Source organism: Paeniglutamicibacter gangotriensis Lz1y, assembly GCF_000348945.1.
GTDB classification, from domain to species: Bacteria; Actinomycetota; Actinomycetes; order Actinomycetales; family Micrococcaceae; genus Paeniglutamicibacter; species Paeniglutamicibacter gangotriensis.
This window is the reverse complement of sequence record NZ_AOCK01000001.1, coordinates 435,314-450,018: the sequence shown is the minus strand read 5'-3', so window position 1 is coordinate 450,018 and position 14,705 is coordinate 435,314. Positions and strand designations below refer to the sequence as shown.

Genomic DNA, 14,705 nt, shown 5'->3' with positions numbered 1-14,705 from the left:
ACCTCATGATTCACACGGTGGAGGACTGCGCAACTGGATGCGCGACGGACAGTTACTTCAACAGGGCCGGACGCAGCAAGCCACGGCTTACGGCAATCGCCCCTGCTTGGAATCTGCTGTCGGCACCCAGCACTTCGAAAATGGTGGCGATATGACGTCGGCAGGTGCGAACACTGACACCGATCCGCGAAGCAATGGCCTCATCTGTCAGGCCCATGGCCAACCCATCAAGAATGGAAGCTTGCACAGCCGACAGGCCGCCGGATTTGCTGACGCTGTGTGCCGGCTCGCTGTCGCCGTTCATGGGCGTGGCCATGTCCCAGACGCTGTCAAAGACTGCTGCCAGGGATGCGACCATGTCGGGCGAGTGGACAACGATCGCAGCAAAATCGCAGTCAAAGGTGGGACGCGATATCAAGGCCGCGGAGCGGTCAAAGATCATGGCGCGCAGCGGCAACGTGGCAACGGTGCGGTGCTCGGCCCCATACGGCGCAAGTTCTTGGGAGAGGAAGACCGTCGGAGCGTGGTCGCGGTCGCGATCCCGTCGCAGCGTTTTGCGTTGGACCCCGCGTTCCAGAAGCTCGATGTCCTTGGCCGCCGAAAGTCTGGCCCGTTCCACGGTGCTGATGGGGCTGGGTTGCACTGCCAGGACTTCCTTGGAAACATCACGACTGGCCTCGGAAAGATACCGGGTGACCATATCGCCGTCCTCAAGGATTTCAAGGTGCTCGCTACTGGACGATGCCACCTTTAGTTCCCGGTAGAGGGGCATCAACGCGAGCATTTCCCCGCGGCGCCGGGCGATGTCGCCCTGCAACTGATGCACTCGCTGCACGTCGGTTTCGACGAGGGTTGCCACCGCTACATCAGGGGGATTCGCGGTGAAAAACGCGGCGTCATCTCCGAAGGCGTGCAACAAGTGGTGCTTCAGCAACAGGTTTTTGGCCGCGTCCACCTCAGCCAGGGAAATGTTCAACTCCACCGAGGCGTCCTCTTCACTCCAACGGCTATTGCCAATTGAAAACGAATAGAGGCGCATCGCGTTCTCGTCGAGCAATCCAGGCTCCCCCCTAGTGTGTTGTCAATCTCAACCTATCACTATACGAAGTAGTAATTCATTTGGGAACATCCGTCGACTCATCTTCAACGTCGATAACGCATCGACCAGTCGGCCACATGGCCTCGGCCCAGTTCAACTCGCTATCGGTAACCCCGATGGCCTCATCGATATCCTTCTCGTTCCGATCCTTCTTGTCCATGGTTAGGACTCTTCCGGGGCTTTCCGGAAAAATCCGGAAGTGACGAGTGCTGCCGCCCCGGCGAAAGTAATGGCCAAGATGGCCAACCATTGGTCGGTTGCCCGGGCGATGAGCGGAGCATTTGCCCCGACAACCAAAAGGACCAATGTGGTGATGAGCGTCGCCCGACGCGACAGACCGCGGGGGCGGAGGGCCAAGGACAGGGCAGCAAGCACGGCACTGAGGACGCCGGCGGCAATGATACCGGCCAGCACATAGTCATCTTGTAAGTGCGCAATCGATGCGACGACCACAAACAGCCAAGCTACAACGGCACACGAGCCGCTGACTTTGGCCTGGGCCCTCAATACCGGTTTGTTGGGCTTCTTGAAAATCATGGAATTGGTAGACATGGTGAACGACCTTTCTTGGTCCTTGGTTATTGGTTGTTAGCGGTCATGCGTGAAGGCTGGGGTCTCCATCCAATCCGCTGCGTACATCCCCAGCAAGGCTTCCTCCCGGGGCAGATACCCCAGACGGTTCATGATCATATGATTCTGATGAAATACCAGGTGTTGTGCAGTCCTTCCCACGTCGTAGTCGTGCACATCGTTGAGATAGGCATCGATGGCCTTGAACCAGCGTTGACGCCACGCCAGCACATTCGGTTCGGCGGCAACGATTGCGATCCGATCCTGCATGCTTTCCCGGTGGGCGCTGGCGTGGTTTCTTGTGAGCTGGCGGAATGCGTCGTCCCCGTGTATCGCACCAGTCCACCAGTTGGCGTGGATCTGCCAGAACCTGTCGACCGAAACCCGCTGGCGCTGCCACCAATGAGACGCAGTTGGTCCGGTCAATAATGAGTCAACGCTGTCGCTGAGCAAGAGGATGGCCAGGGCATCTCGGCTGCTTCCCTTCTGGTGTTGGGCTACGGCCCACAACGCGAGTTCCGATGAAAACTCGAAAAACGCTTCAGCCAATTCAACGCCGTCCATTCCACCGTATTTTTCAATCTCCGGAGCATAGACGGCCGGGGAGATTCCCACGCTGTCACGTAACTGGCCAGGGTGTTTGGGCCCCTTCATCAGTTCAACTGGTTCCCCTCGTTCTATCTGTCTCATGAGGTCCAAATGCGCAGAGACGTCAGAATAGCTACGGACCAGGCGATTCAATGCACGTGCAGGGCCAAAAATTCGCAACCGCAGATGCGGGCCCGAATCATCAAAATACCGGATAAAGAACCAGCGTTGCGCTCCACTCATGCGCACGTCCGCCAACATTGGCGGTAGCAGGCCGGCAATCACGTCGTCTGTGGCGTTGGAACCGCCGGTGTACAGGCACGCATACCACCACTGGGGAATTTCGGAGAGTGTCCGCTCGGCTTGAGCCGTGCCGAAAGTCAACATCGATGACTCCTTTCTGGAAAACGGTTTGTCTGGCGATTCTGCTTTACTTGGCGAACGTCATGAACAACAAATGTTCGACAGCACGATCGCCTTGTGATTCCAAAGATGCACCCGTGGGCAACGCCTCTGTCAACCGGACACCCAGAGCGTCTTTGGGCAACGCAGTACACAGCGCACTGAGTGCGTGGGCACTGGTGAGATCCACCCATATGGGCTTCCTATCTGCCGGGGAGAATGACTGAGTGGAGCGCACGAACCGTACGAAAACCTCGGAGGGGATCCCCTGGTTTCTACGCCATACCGTCCAGTTCCGAACCAGCTCTTCGTCCGTTCCGCTCAATGTTGGAAGCTCACCGAGAGGAACAGACCAATGGGCCCTGCTCAGTACCACTCCATCGAGATCTTTGCGCGGCCTAGCCACCACTCGTTGTTGATCTTCGAGGCGGGAGAAGGGCGCATCCCCCGGGCGTGGAAGCAGCCAAGGGTCGGCAATCGTGGCCAACAGTCGATCCACCCCGCTGAGCAGGTGCGACGGAACAATCCCCATATACAACGGGACGATGGTCTCTCCGTCGGGAGCGTAGAACACCAGTGAGTCAGTCTCGACGTCGTGGCGAATCACCATTGATGTCATCGTGACCTCGTCGAGTGCGCTTTTCATCGGAAAATCGTCGGGACGCACCAACCGGCGCAGGGACCCTTTGGAGACCGATTGCAACCCGTTGACTTCGAACGAGGGAACAAATTCAACAGCGCTGCCCCCATGTGCCAAGACCGAAGCCCACTGCTTCAGTTGCCCGTCCGAACCATCAAGCACATGTGCGAAGCGTGCCATCACGCTGCCGGTGCCGGCATGAGACTGATTGATGATGAGCGCAGCGTATGGATCCTCGGATGTTTGGAAGGCGACCGCCGTGTTGGGCAGGGGCATGGACGGGCCGAGCCTCGCCGCTACGTCTCCGGCCCGATGGTGCAGAGCCTGGAGCTGTGCGTAAAATCCTTGATCGTGGGCCGCCTCGACGAGCCAACGCCAAGCCTCGGAACATTTACCCGAGACACCGTAGGTTTCGACAAAACGTGCGACCAACAAGGGATAGGACGCCCGCTGCTGGATGCGCGCCGCCAATTCTGCGCCAAAGGATTCCAAGCTCTTGGAGGTGGCGCCAGGAAGCGTCGTGTCGACAGCGGTTTCCGCAACATCGAGGTAAATCTGGAATCTCCGCCGGTCCTCGGGTACACCGCGTCGGGCCAAGAGCTGTTCGGCGTGAGCGGCCAAGTCGGTTTTCAGCGTGCCCCTGCTGCTACCGGAAGAAGCCAGATAGAGAGAGATCCGTTCGGATAATTCAGCTATCTCTCCTGCCGCCCGCGATTGCGGGGCGTTATCCTCCACTAGGTCAGCAAGCACTCGCCACGCATTGGGTTCTTTGTAGTCCCAGGGGGCCACCGGATACAAAATTCCGGCCTCAAGGAACCGCATGAACGTGGCAAAGGGGTCGCTGCCACCGATCGCGGCAAGCAGCGGGGGCAAGTCCCAACGATTCCCGTGAGCCTGCAGGGCATTCCAAACCTCAGCGAACCCTCGGAGCGAAGCACGGGACGAGGTTTTCCAGACGATGTCTCCGTGGGTAATGAGCTCGGGAATCGACACGGCCTCGGCAACGGGGTCAAAGCCCCCGGTATCCAGCAATTCAAACTGGAACAGCGCGGAGGTCTCTTCGTCGCGGGCCAGCACCCAAAGCCACGCATGCACATAGCTCTGTGACACGACTGCGGCTTCCGCCTGCTGCTTGCTTGCGCCAGCACCCGCCAAGGAAACGGTCGTCAGACGACCGAACGGGCTGGTCTTGCGGGCCGCCCGAGATGCATACGAGAGAACGGTACGGGTATCTCGGCGTCCCGGCGATAAGGTTCCGTCCCCTGGATTTGCCGCGAACGACGGTGAGGAATCCGCGACAGCGGTGAGGAAGCCTTCATCTGCACGCAATCGCTGCAGTACTTCGTTGGCTTGCTGCACCTCCGAGTGAACCTCATCGCTAAACCGTTCACGCAGCGACTTGGCCTTGGTGGCTAGGCTGTTCCATGCATGAAGTGCCCGCAACGTGTTGTGGTCCGCACCTGCGACAGCGATTCTATTGATCACTGATTCGTCAATGCGCGGGCTTTCTCGTTTGGTTTCCCGTCGGAGGGCCAGCACCTCGCGACGCAGCCCCTTGTCCTGGTCCAGGGACGGAACAAGCCGAAACAACAATTCTCCGGTTTCTTGCCCGGCCGCCAGGACCAGCTCTTCAATCTCGTGGATCTCGGCGGCCGTTGCCGCCGCGAGCGGACACCCGATGGCGAGCCTCGTGGATTCCAGGCCTGCCACCCGGGCCATGTGTGGTCCGAACTGCACGCGTCTGGCATCGAGGTCGTGGGTAGTTGAAATTTCAGGGATTTCCTGGACCTGCGCGCTCAAGCCAATACCTCCAGTAGTCTGCCCACGGTGCGGGCCATGCCAAGGACCAAGACGAGCACGAATGCAAGACACCCGATGCCGTACCAGATGTAAGCCCTCGAAGTTTTGCGGCTCACGGTTAGTTGCGATTCGCTCAGGGGAACCCGGAGCAGCTTGTGTGTCAGGTAGTTCAGTGCCTTGCCCCGGAAGTTCACGATTCCGGCGAGTGCTGAAACTGCGTGGTACCCGTCCGAGGGAACCAACGGGTTGAAATTCATCAGCGTCAGCAGCACTTGCAACGCCAACATTGAAAACGCCAGATGTGAGATTTCTGGTGGGGCAAGAAGCACCACGAGCCCTGTGACACCGAACCAGATTTGGTCATTGATCGGCCCTGCCAAGGACAGGAAGGCCCGTGATTTGCGATCGGTGATCCGATAGGAATCCGTTCTGTCCACATAACCAACGGGCATCACATAGAGCATGAGGCCCACACCGGCTTCCCTCGCGGGAACTTTCAGGTATTGGCATACCAGCGCATGTGAGAGTTCGTGGAACCCGATTTGAAGGAACAATACGAGGTAAAGAACCCACAGGTTGGAAGGAAGCTGCCATCCCGAGCCCGCAGTGAACAGGCTGAACAGCCCCACAGCGAACCCGATGGCGGACATAGTGACCCATAGTCCGGCCAAAACACGGCCTGGGATGGCCCGCAGGGGCGCAACAGGACCTTCCAGCCAGGTGCCGATGCTGCGCGTCAGCGGCAACCTCAGCAGATGTTCTCGACGCATGAAGCTCGCGATGCCCCGACGCCCATGTTCTGGCTTGGGAGCCTCGACAAGAGCGCCGGCCTGCCGAAGTTCGTGCAGGATCCCTCCCAGCCGGTCCATGGCCAGGATGGGATCGGCACGTGAGGCAATCTGCTCGATGATTTCCGCACCCGTGCGGGTACCGTCGAAAAGCGGCAGGAGCTTGGGCAAATCGAAGCCCACTGCGACATACTTGCCCGTGGTCCTGATGAACAGCAGCGGCCGCTGATCCAATCCCTGCAGGACCTCAACGTCTTCACGAACTTGCTGCTTCGTGTCGCGGAACCAAGCCCCGACGTCGCTCGGACCGGCAAGAGCGGTCTTGTCATTCAAGGTAGGTGTTAGACCCATGAGGTTTCATCCTTTCGACATGTGAACAGAATTGGGAAAAGAAGGGGCGGGAGGACCGTGCCAGGAAGGTTGGTCTCTCCCGCTCCAGGGTTCAGTCGCCGGCCGAAGAGAGACTGCTGCCGGTGCCTACCGATCCGCCGGCCGATGAAACGCTGCTGAAGGTTGCCGCGGTGGTGAACCCGGCAGCGGTTTCTGTGGCAAGTTCTTCAACACCTATTTCTTGGGCGAAAAGATCGGTGGTCTCGCCCGGAATTTGCTCAGTCATGATGTGCCTTTCGTTGAAACTGTTGGTTTTTTGTTTTTGGTGGAGGGTTAGCCGAATGAAGAGGCGGAGCCTACCGAGCTGGCAGAGGCCGGGCACGATGCGGATCCGAAGGTGCCGAGGGAGCCCCAGGAACCCAGTGCGGCATCGGTGTCAAGGGCATCGACTTCTAATCCCTCTGAGAGGTCTTCTGCTGTCAGTTCGGCTGGATTGTTGATGTTCATGGTGGTTCCTTTCAATGGTTTTTCGTGAATTGCGGGCGGAGGCAGACGGCGAATTTATCCGGCGCAGCCGACGGTACCCAGCGTGGACACAGAGGAGGGGCAGGAGGCCGTGCCGGCGGTTGACCCCGTGGAGAAGGAGGCGAGAGCCGCATCGTCCGGCAGCCCCTCGGCGGAGACTGCTTCAAGATCCACTGCGTAGATGTCTTCAGGCGCGGAGAGTTCGTTGTTCATTTTCGTTTTCCTTGTCTAGATCGTTGATTGAATGATGGTGAGTGTTCTTGTTACGTCTGACCGGTTGATGGCCGGCCAAATTCATGGAGCTACCGGTACCCGAAGGCGGCAGCAAACATTGGTGCGTTTTCGTATCCGTCGGTGTTCAACAGGCGACGCAGTGGTGCGGAGAGGAACCCGGCGAAGGGGCTGCCAGACAGTCCGCGGGCTTGGCCCGCCAGCAGTCCCGCTGCGATGGCTCCACCGGTTCTCAGATTCGCCACGCGTTCACCATGGTCGGACCACCGTTGTAACTCATCCGCCAGTGGAGCCAGTGCCAGGACGATGAAGGGGGCAGAGGCGAACTCGAGTTGCAGCACGAGGTCGTCGAGTGGTTCCGTCAGCGGTTCCACGGGCGTGAAAGTTTCATCCGCGAACCTGTAGAAACCCGGAACCATGCCATCGACCTGCCGTGCGGCAACTAGGAGGTCCAGTTCCAGTCCGTTGGCGCATTCTCCCGCCCATTGGGTCTGGTCGTAGGCAGTGCCTGCTCGCATGACCTCCGCCACCAGGTCTGGACCGACCTTCGTGTCGTTGAAGAAGCGCTCGGATGTACGCGACTCCAACGTTTGGGACAGGGTCTTTCGTGCGGGGATCCGCCGTGTCACGGGAACAGGTTCCATGCCAACTGGTCCGTGAACGCCACGCACCCGTCGCGGGGCAAATGCTCCAGCGAATGGGAGCCCTGCCAAATCCTCGGCATCTAGACACGCTGCCTTTTGCAGCTCGGTGATGATGTCGTATTGGGTCGACAGGCTTTCGAGCTTTGTTCCGCCTTGAACAACAGTGCTCATTGTTCTGCTCCTTGCGATTTCGTTGCAGAGATATTGATGACCGAGGTGATCGGTTCATGATCCAGGTTGATCCCCAGCATGTTGCTGATTCCCGTGTCGTCCCAGATTGGTGCCGCGGTTGCCGTGAAACCCAGATCGCTGGCCGCCGCGTCCAGGTGTGCGCTGGCGACCCCAGCATCAAGGTGGATGATCCGCCACGCGAAGGCCGAGTACTTCGAGGCGACGCGGCTGAGCGCTCCTGTCAGCACCACAGAGACCGCGCAGCCTAGGTCAAGACCTGCCAACGATTGGTACGAGGAAACCCACGGGAGGATGGCTAGGGAATCGTCTCCGCGCTCGAACCCGTATCCTCCCGTCTCCAGCCCCGGGACGTTGCGTACGATCAGGTATGCCTGGACGGAACCGAGGTTTCCGCCGGTCGGTGCCCAACGTTGGACCTTGCCGTTGACTGGTTCTCCGCCGTGGCGGTTGCCTGCCGCATACCTGATGATTTGCGACAGCGCGGCGGCCTCCAGTTTCCCAGTGGATGATGGGCTGAGGTTGAAGGGCAGAGTGGGCGCCGAGGGCCACGTCATCGAATCCATGGTGAGGGCCAGATTCGAGGATTTGTAGTGGACTTGGTGGTCCCGGGGCGAGCTCAACTCTCTGGGGGCGAAAACCGTAGAGGCCTCGAAGGCGTAGGCCAACGGCATGCCGTCCTTGGTTGACTCGACGGCAACGAGGCGGTCCTGTTTCATTGACGTCAGGTTCAATCTAACCAACGCCTGCTGGGCCATGGAGTGCCCGACACGTGAGATCAGCGTCAGTACCTCGCCAGCGATGAGTTCGGCGGCGATTGCCTCGGATTCCGACCTCGGGCCGTCCAGGTTTTCAGCGGCAATCTGTTGCGCCAAATCCTGGTAGGACAGCGAATAGTCGGGATGAACCTGCGGGCCGTAGTAGACGCATTCCCCGACAAGCTGTGCCGGGAGGACCGGTATGCCTAGCCGTGCGGCGTTGTCTGCCGCGGCCTCGGCCAGTCCGCCGCTTCCCAAGACGATCACGTAGGTGGCGTCAGCCGGAAGCGCTGCGTCGCAGCGCTTCAATGAGCCAAAACCCACCAAGGAAAGTGTTTGGTGCAGAGCATCTGCCAAGTCCCCGTGATCGTCGTTAGCCACCAGGCAAACCGTGGCTCGTTGCAAACGGTTGGCCGCATGGGCTCCGGAGATATTGACCCTGCTTGAGTCAATGGATCGCCGCATAAACAACATGGCCTGTTCATCGAATCCCGTCACCTCGGGGACATCGCTCGCGTCTTCAAGGAGACCGCTTGCGTACAACAGGGAGGTGATTGAGTGCACCCTGCGCTCCTCAAGGTTCGTTGACAGTGCCACGTCGTCGATGCCCCGGCTACCGTCGAGAGCCGACCAGACCGATCGCAGGTCACCCCCGGCATCTCCGCCAAACAGCTGCCTGGCTGGTCCACCCTCTACCAGCAGCCCATGATCGGTGGGAAGTACCACCAAACCGGGCGCCATGGCGGGCCTCAGGGGAAGTTTGAACTGTGGATCGCTGAGCGTGGCAATTCCCATTGCTTCGGCTTGAAGCACGTTGTTACCCATGGCTGTTCTCCAACTCCGGTTCGAGGGCAGGCAGTTCCTTGGCCAGTTGGCTCCAGGAAGCATCCAGGTCCCGGCTGCCGCAGCGCGGACATCCGTGGACTGGCACTAGTTCGGCCTGGTGAAGGCCGTTTGTCAGTAGGTTGTAGCTCAGTTCCATGTTTTGCACTGCTGCCAGGTTTTCTTCCTGCAGCTGCATAGCGACCCTGGCCACCGCAGCTGCTGCCAAGCCAGCGTGGTGTGGCAGGTATCCGGTGGGGCCCGCAGCAGGGTCCTTGTCGTAGTGCTCGTACAACGGCGCCGAACGGGCGTCCAACGCCCCGTGCTGGAGGCGACGACTTTCGTAGCATTTGAAGCAGCCTGCTTCCCGAGCCGGCAGCTGCGCCGTGGCGGGAATAATGGTGGGCCCAATGCGCAACCGCGGGTGCGTCAGCACGGCAACGGTGTAAGGGATACCGGTCTCGGCGCACTGCCGATCGATGCGCTCCATCAGCTCCGGAGTTTCGCGCCAGGCAAATAGCACCCGTAGTTCCGCGTGGGGCCAGCCAGATTCGTGGCCAACCCGAGTGTCGTCATAGTGATCGATGCGCACCACATGGCCGTCCCGGCGCACCAGGTCCGCACAACGATTGGCTGCTTCTCCCCCGAATTTTCCGGTGGCGATGACATGGATTTTCATTGTGGACTCCTTTCGAGATGTTTGGGGCGATGCCTAGGCAAATGGCTGCGGCAGCGGGTTGATCTGTTCTTCCGGGTGGCTGGTATAGCCCATTGTTTTTGGGGCTTCGTAGAGTCGTGGGTGGGCGAGGTACCTGCCGGTATGCACGAAGGAGAGCGGCATCAGTTCGGGCACGATGACCCGCACCACCCGGAAGCCCGCGCGTCTGGCCTCATCCGTGGTGATCTCCACAACCACGGCTTCCGCGCCGATGGCCGCCAGCCGTGCAACCATGTCTTCCAGATCCTGCTCGGGGTCGCCGGAAAGCATGTTCGGTATGGACGAAAGTTTCTCGCTTCGCGTATTTTTCAACAGGAAGTCGAATTCGGAGGCCTGGTCAGGTTCCCCCATGTAGCTTGCGCCGTGGAAGACCGAGGTGAACTCGTCAACATCGGCGGGACGTTGCCGTTGGGCCTGCATGGCGATCCTCGATGAGGCGGATTCACGGAGCATTTTGGCCACCGAGTCGACGGGGTCAAGGGAGGTATTGCACATGACCATTTGGCCCAGAACCTTGTTGTCGGGTGTCAGGTCCACCGAATAGAAGGTGGGCACCCCCACGTCGGTGGTTGCGTTGAAGAACTCCGTGCGGACATGACTGTTGTTGTACTTGTCCAGGAACGGTGCCAAGCGCTCGTCGGTAACATCGATTTCTAGTCGCGGCCAAGGGATCTTCTGCAGCCAGGTCAGTGCGATGGCATCACGCTCAATCACTTCTCCGAGCCCGTTGATGATGGCCTGGGACAGCGATGAATGTGTCGCGCAACCGGTAGAAATCGGCATCGTGAACCGTTCGGCCTCCGTGCGAGCCCGAATGTGCAACCAGGTGGAAACCGCAGGTACATACACAGGGCGCCGATGCGTCAGAGACCATCCCTTTACCCAGCGAATCGGGGCGGTTGGATCGATCGGTGCATGGACCGATCTGGGGTTGGCCAGTTCAGTGGGCGAACATTCGGGGAACCGGCGGATGTCGATGGCTTGATCCCCGAGATCATCCGAAGTAGCCCAGATGATCTGTTCTTCGGGAACCACGCATGAGGCGTAGCGTTCCAGCGCTTCGGCAACACACAGCTTGGAGGCCTTGACCGGGTCGATAGCACCGCCGGCACCATCGATTTGTCCCCGGGTTGAGGCACCATCGGTGCTTTCCTGGACATTCGCCGAAATCGAGTTCAGGTCGCCGATACGTGCAATATAGATCGGGAAGCCCGGTTCTCCGGCGTGGTTGGGAAGTCGACTGATCCCGTTGACGACCCCCAGGGGTCCGACCAGTTGGTCAAGCTCGGCAAGCTGGCCTAGGTCCTGTTGAGATCCCATGATCTTCTCCTTGTTCATTTCTTGATCACCGAATCCCAGCGGAAGATTTTGGTGGTTATCATGGCGGCGACGATTGCCACCGCTGCCATCGCGGCCCACGAAACGCCAATGCTCAGTCCGGAGTCGCTACCCACCAAATCCGTCGAAAGAGAGTTGGCAAGCACGGTGGTCGGAAGCCATTCCAAGACCCGAACCACGCTCTCGGGGAAGACCTGCATCGGGATGACCGCCCCGGAGAGCATGAGAGCCACGGGCAGTAGCAACGAAACCACGGTGGTGGTGGCTTCGGCATTCCGTGCCCTTGACCCGATCAGGAATCCAAGGCTGAAGAGCATGATCAGCCCCAAGAGGGCAGTAACGATCAATCTGGGCAGATGCGCGATGTCCAGGTATCCCAAATAGAAGGTCACCGAAATGACCAAGATCATCTGAAACAGACCTAGTCCAAACCGTGCCGGTGATTGTGAGAGCACGAAGACCGAGCGTTTCAAGGGAGTCGTTCCCAAGAGGCGCAACGTTCCCTGTCCCCGGAGGCTCACCAGCGGTACAGCCGTCCCCAGGAATGCCAGCGAAAGGAAGGAAACCATCAAAATCGATGCCATGGAGGTGCGTAGCGGGTCCATGGCCGTTATTCCCTCGGTGGTGACCACGTCAATTGCGGTTCTCGGGATGCCTATATCCCGCAGTGCCTGCACCGTCTGACTCCAGGACGGTTGGTCGGTGGCCGCCAAGGTCACTGTCGCGTGCTCTCCGTCGATGGTCAGGAGAATGTTGGCCGCCGGGTCATTCCGGGGAACTGTCGCGATCCCTTGGTTTTCCAGCGACTCGTTGATTTCCGGCCCAATCGTGCTTTCTGCGACCACGACATGTGGCGTGGCAGCATCGGCATCGGTCGAATAGCCGATGAACCAGAACAGTCCAAGGAAGAAGAGCGGAAAGAGCAGCACGAAGAACATCGTCTTGCCGTCTCGCACCAGTTCTCTGGTATTTGTTGCCGTCAGCTCGGCCAACGCCGAGCGGGGCTGAATTGTCAGTTGTTTGTTCATCGGGTCCTCTTTCCAAACCGTCCTTGACGACTTGGCTTATCGGTGCGCGTTGAGTAATTGGACGTCGCAGCCAGTTGCAGGAACACATCTTCCAGGTTTCCGCCGTCCACGGTGATCACGCGTGCCCCGAGGCCGGTGTTGGCCCCCAGAAACGCTATGACGGCATCGGAATCGCTGGTGGAAACGGTGACACGAAGTGCGCCGTTGCTCGGACGCGTCTGGATTCCGGTTACCGATGGAAGGTCTTCCAACGACTGAAGGGCCGTTTCGGACGAGACCGTGAAGCTTACTTTTCGGTTGTTTGCCTGGGCCAACACAAGGTTTTCGGGGGTGTCGAGAGCCATGACTCCGCCGTCCACCATGATCGCGACGCGGTCGCACAGCTCCGTGGCTTCATCCATGTGATGTGTGGTCAACAGGACCGTAGTACCGCGCTCACGAAGGTTTCTGATCACGCCCCAGAGTTGCTGACGGGCCGCCGGGTCAAGGCCGGCCGAGGGTTCATCTAGGACTATCAGTTCCGGGTCCCCGATCAACGCCACACCCAGGAGCAGGCGCCTTGTTTGGCCGCCGGAAAGCTTTCGCACTTTGACGCCCGCTTGTTCGTCCATGCCCGTCGCCGCAGCCACACTGGCGACCGATAGCGGATGCTCATGCAGCGAGGCGAACAGCCGAAGCGTTTCGGCCACTGTCAGCGACGGAAAAAGTGTCGCTTCCTGGGTCTGCACTGCCACTCGACGAGTGAACTGAGCTCGGTCTTTTGTCGGATCCAGTCCGAAGACACTGACCGACCCATTGCTCGGTGCTTGAAGGCCCACGATCATGTCGATGGAGGTGGTTTTGCCGGCGCCATTGGGGCCAAGCAGTCCGATGATCTCGCCGCGGTTGATATCTAGGTCCAGCGATTTCACAGCGGTGAAGTCCCCGTATTGTTTGGTCAAACCCTTGATCCGGACGACTGTCTCGACATCCTGGACAGCAACTGCCCTCAAGGGTGAATCCGTAATCGTGCTCATGGCGTTCCCTTTCCTTTGAATCTGTAAGTTCGATTCGGTTACTTCCAGTCCCAGTCCAGCAAGGGCAGCTGCTCAGGCGAGTCGACCAAGGTATGAATCTCGCTGGCTTCCGGTGTCTGGATCGGAGCAGCTGCTGCCGATCCTGCAGCGATCGCCAGAGTGGCGGAGGTTGCGATAACAGTCAGAAAGATTCGGATACGCTTGGTCATTTCGGCTCCTGGTAAGTCGTTTTGTCTGAGGAAGGATTCCTCTGTCCCGTGCTTGTAGAACTACCTTCCCCCGCCGTGAATAGCCGTCGGAAGATCAGGAAGCGGCCACTGCAACATCTGGCCAAGAGGCACCAACATGTGGCATCGCCCGGACACAACGCCGACAGTGGCCTCCACATATAAACTCCCGAAAACACGCGGACAAACGGCCCTTTTCCAGTCACGAGGCAGGCCGCTGCGGCACCGGGACAGAACCGGAAACATCACGTGGCAGCTTATGGACATGACACACAATGGACAGTGGGAAAGCATGATCCGGCGGCTGGCTTCCCAGCAACGGAAACTGTCGGCACTCAAAAACCTGCTAAGCCCACCCAGACGGGGTTCATACCTTGTATCTGCCGATGCCCGCCGTTCCAGCAGACGTGGCTGACCCGGGGACCCGCACAGTACGATCACAACTGGAAGGACAGCATTTGTTGTATCGCCCGGCAGCTTCTCCGGCGTGAGGCGGGCAATGGGGTGGTGCCATGGCTTGGCGACTCTGTCCAGAAAAGGACGCAGGGCTCCTCCTGCGACGCTGAGTGTCAGGAAACCCAGGCAAGGTCCCAGGCGTTTTTTGAAACACGCCGACATCAGCACGAAAACGGTCGAAGTACTTGTTTGCCTCGCAGTCGGGCGGTCGACAATCCGTATTGGGAGCGGGCCGGGAATGCCCGAGTACAGGCGGCGGACGCCACAACGGTCACCAGGGCCGGTTAGTGGCTATGAATCAATGCCTACGGTTATCGCTTGCCCATGGCCATATGCGGGCTAGGTCTTGGCAGTCCGAGGGAATCCACGTCGCCGCAGCGGAGCAGTCAAGAGTCTGGAGAAGGAATCCTGCGCACGGAGACGAATCGTCGTCACCGAAGGCAGGGACAGTGAATGCTGGCAGCGCCGGGATTCGTTGCCGCTCCGGGGAAGATCGAGTGCAGCAGTGCGTCCCGGCAGCGTCGCTTCAGGGCTGG

At 59.4% G+C, this 14,705-nt stretch carries 16 protein-coding genes; all 16 read right to left on the bottom strand.

What is annotated here, in order from left to right:
* Window positions 1-52 precede the first annotated feature (52 nt).
* The 16 genes from ADIAG_RS02055 to ADIAG_RS21545 all read right to left on the bottom strand — a co-directional run bounded on the left by ADIAG_RS02055 (window position 53) and on the right by ADIAG_RS21545 (window position 13,695).
* Window positions 53-982, bottom strand: coding sequence for a helix-turn-helix transcriptional regulator (locus ADIAG_RS02055; protein ID WP_161623917.1), 930 nt, complete (start codon window positions 980-982; stop codon window positions 53-55).
* A gap of 133 nt (window positions 983-1,115) precedes the next feature.
* The gene (locus tag ADIAG_RS21550; protein WP_007269637.1) at window positions 1,116-1,259 is read right to left on the bottom strand and encodes a hypothetical protein; all 144 of its coding nucleotides are present in this window, start codon (window positions 1,257-1,259) and stop codon (window positions 1,116-1,118) included.
* 2 nt (window positions 1,260-1,261) lie between these two features.
* Window positions 1,262-1,651 carry a hypothetical protein gene (locus ADIAG_RS02050; RefSeq protein ID WP_007269636.1) on the bottom strand — a complete coding sequence of 130 codons (390 nt, stop codon included), beginning with the start codon at window positions 1,649-1,651 and terminating at the stop codon, window positions 1,262-1,264.
* 36 nt (window positions 1,652-1,687) lie between these two features.
* Entirely contained in the window at window positions 1,688-2,644 is a 957-nt protein-coding gene (locus ADIAG_RS02045; RefSeq protein ID WP_007269635.1) for a thiopeptide-type bacteriocin biosynthesis protein, read from the bottom strand.
* Window positions 2,645-2,687: 43 nt separating this feature from the next.
* The gene (locus tag ADIAG_RS02040; RefSeq protein ID WP_043472629.1) at window positions 2,688-5,099 is read right to left on the bottom strand and encodes a hypothetical protein; all 2,412 of its coding nucleotides are present in this window, start codon (window positions 5,097-5,099) and stop codon (window positions 2,688-2,690) included.
* Window positions 5,096-6,238, bottom strand: coding sequence for a M50 family metallopeptidase (locus ADIAG_RS02035; RefSeq protein WP_007269633.1), 1,143 nt, complete (start codon window positions 6,236-6,238; stop codon window positions 5,096-5,098). Before ADIAG_RS02035 ends, ADIAG_RS02040 begins: the two co-directional genes overlap by 4 nt.
* Before the next feature lie 91 nt (window positions 6,239-6,329).
* The gene (locus ADIAG_RS21270; protein WP_007269632.1) at window positions 6,330-6,503 is read right to left on the bottom strand and encodes a thiocillin family RiPP; all 174 of its coding nucleotides are present in this window, start codon (window positions 6,501-6,503) and stop codon (window positions 6,330-6,332) included.
* Between the two features lie 47 nt (window positions 6,504-6,550).
* Window positions 6,551-6,724, bottom strand: a complete 174-nt coding sequence (locus tag ADIAG_RS21265) for a thiocillin family RiPP (RefSeq protein WP_007269631.1) — start codon at window positions 6,722-6,724, stop codon at window positions 6,551-6,553.
* A gap of 54 nt (window positions 6,725-6,778) precedes the next feature.
* On the bottom strand, window positions 6,779-6,955 hold the full coding sequence (locus ADIAG_RS21260) for a thiocillin family RiPP (protein ID WP_007269630.1): 177 nt from the start codon (window positions 6,953-6,955) through the stop codon (window positions 6,779-6,781).
* A gap of 89 nt (window positions 6,956-7,044) precedes the next feature.
* Window positions 7,045-7,788 carry a nitroreductase family protein gene (locus tag ADIAG_RS19780; RefSeq protein ID WP_007269629.1) on the bottom strand — a complete coding sequence of 248 codons (744 nt, stop codon included), beginning with the start codon at window positions 7,786-7,788 and terminating at the stop codon, window positions 7,045-7,047.
* Window positions 7,785-9,389, bottom strand: coding sequence for a nitroreductase family protein (locus ADIAG_RS02025; RefSeq protein WP_007269628.1), 1,605 nt, complete (start codon window positions 9,387-9,389; stop codon window positions 7,785-7,787). The genes ADIAG_RS19780 and ADIAG_RS02025 overlap by 4 nt, the downstream gene beginning before the upstream one ends.
* The gene (locus ADIAG_RS19775) at window positions 9,382-10,065 is read right to left on the bottom strand and encodes a TOMM precursor leader peptide-binding protein (RefSeq protein WP_007269627.1); all 684 of its coding nucleotides are present in this window, start codon (window positions 10,063-10,065) and stop codon (window positions 9,382-9,384) included. The genes ADIAG_RS02025 and ADIAG_RS19775 overlap by 8 nt, the downstream gene beginning before the upstream one ends.
* Before the next feature lie 33 nt (window positions 10,066-10,098).
* Window positions 10,099-11,424: a YcaO-like family protein gene (locus ADIAG_RS02015; protein ID WP_007269626.1), complete on the bottom strand. Its 1,326-nt coding sequence runs from the start codon at window positions 11,422-11,424 to the stop codon at window positions 10,099-10,101.
* Between the two features lie 14 nt (window positions 11,425-11,438).
* Window positions 11,439-12,470, bottom strand: a complete 1,032-nt coding sequence (locus tag ADIAG_RS02010; protein WP_007269625.1) for an ABC transporter permease — start codon at window positions 12,468-12,470, stop codon at window positions 11,439-11,441.
* Window positions 12,467-13,486 (bottom strand): ABC transporter ATP-binding protein, encoded by a 1,020-nt coding sequence (locus ADIAG_RS02005; RefSeq protein ID WP_007269624.1) that lies wholly within the window; start codon window positions 13,484-13,486, stop codon window positions 12,467-12,469. Before ADIAG_RS02005 ends, ADIAG_RS02010 begins: the two co-directional genes overlap by 4 nt.
* A 38-nt stretch (window positions 13,487-13,524) precedes the next feature.
* On the bottom strand, window positions 13,525-13,695 hold the full coding sequence (locus ADIAG_RS21545; RefSeq protein WP_007269623.1) for a hypothetical protein: 171 nt from the start codon (window positions 13,693-13,695) through the stop codon (window positions 13,525-13,527).
* Window positions 13,696-14,705 lie beyond the last annotated feature (1,010 nt).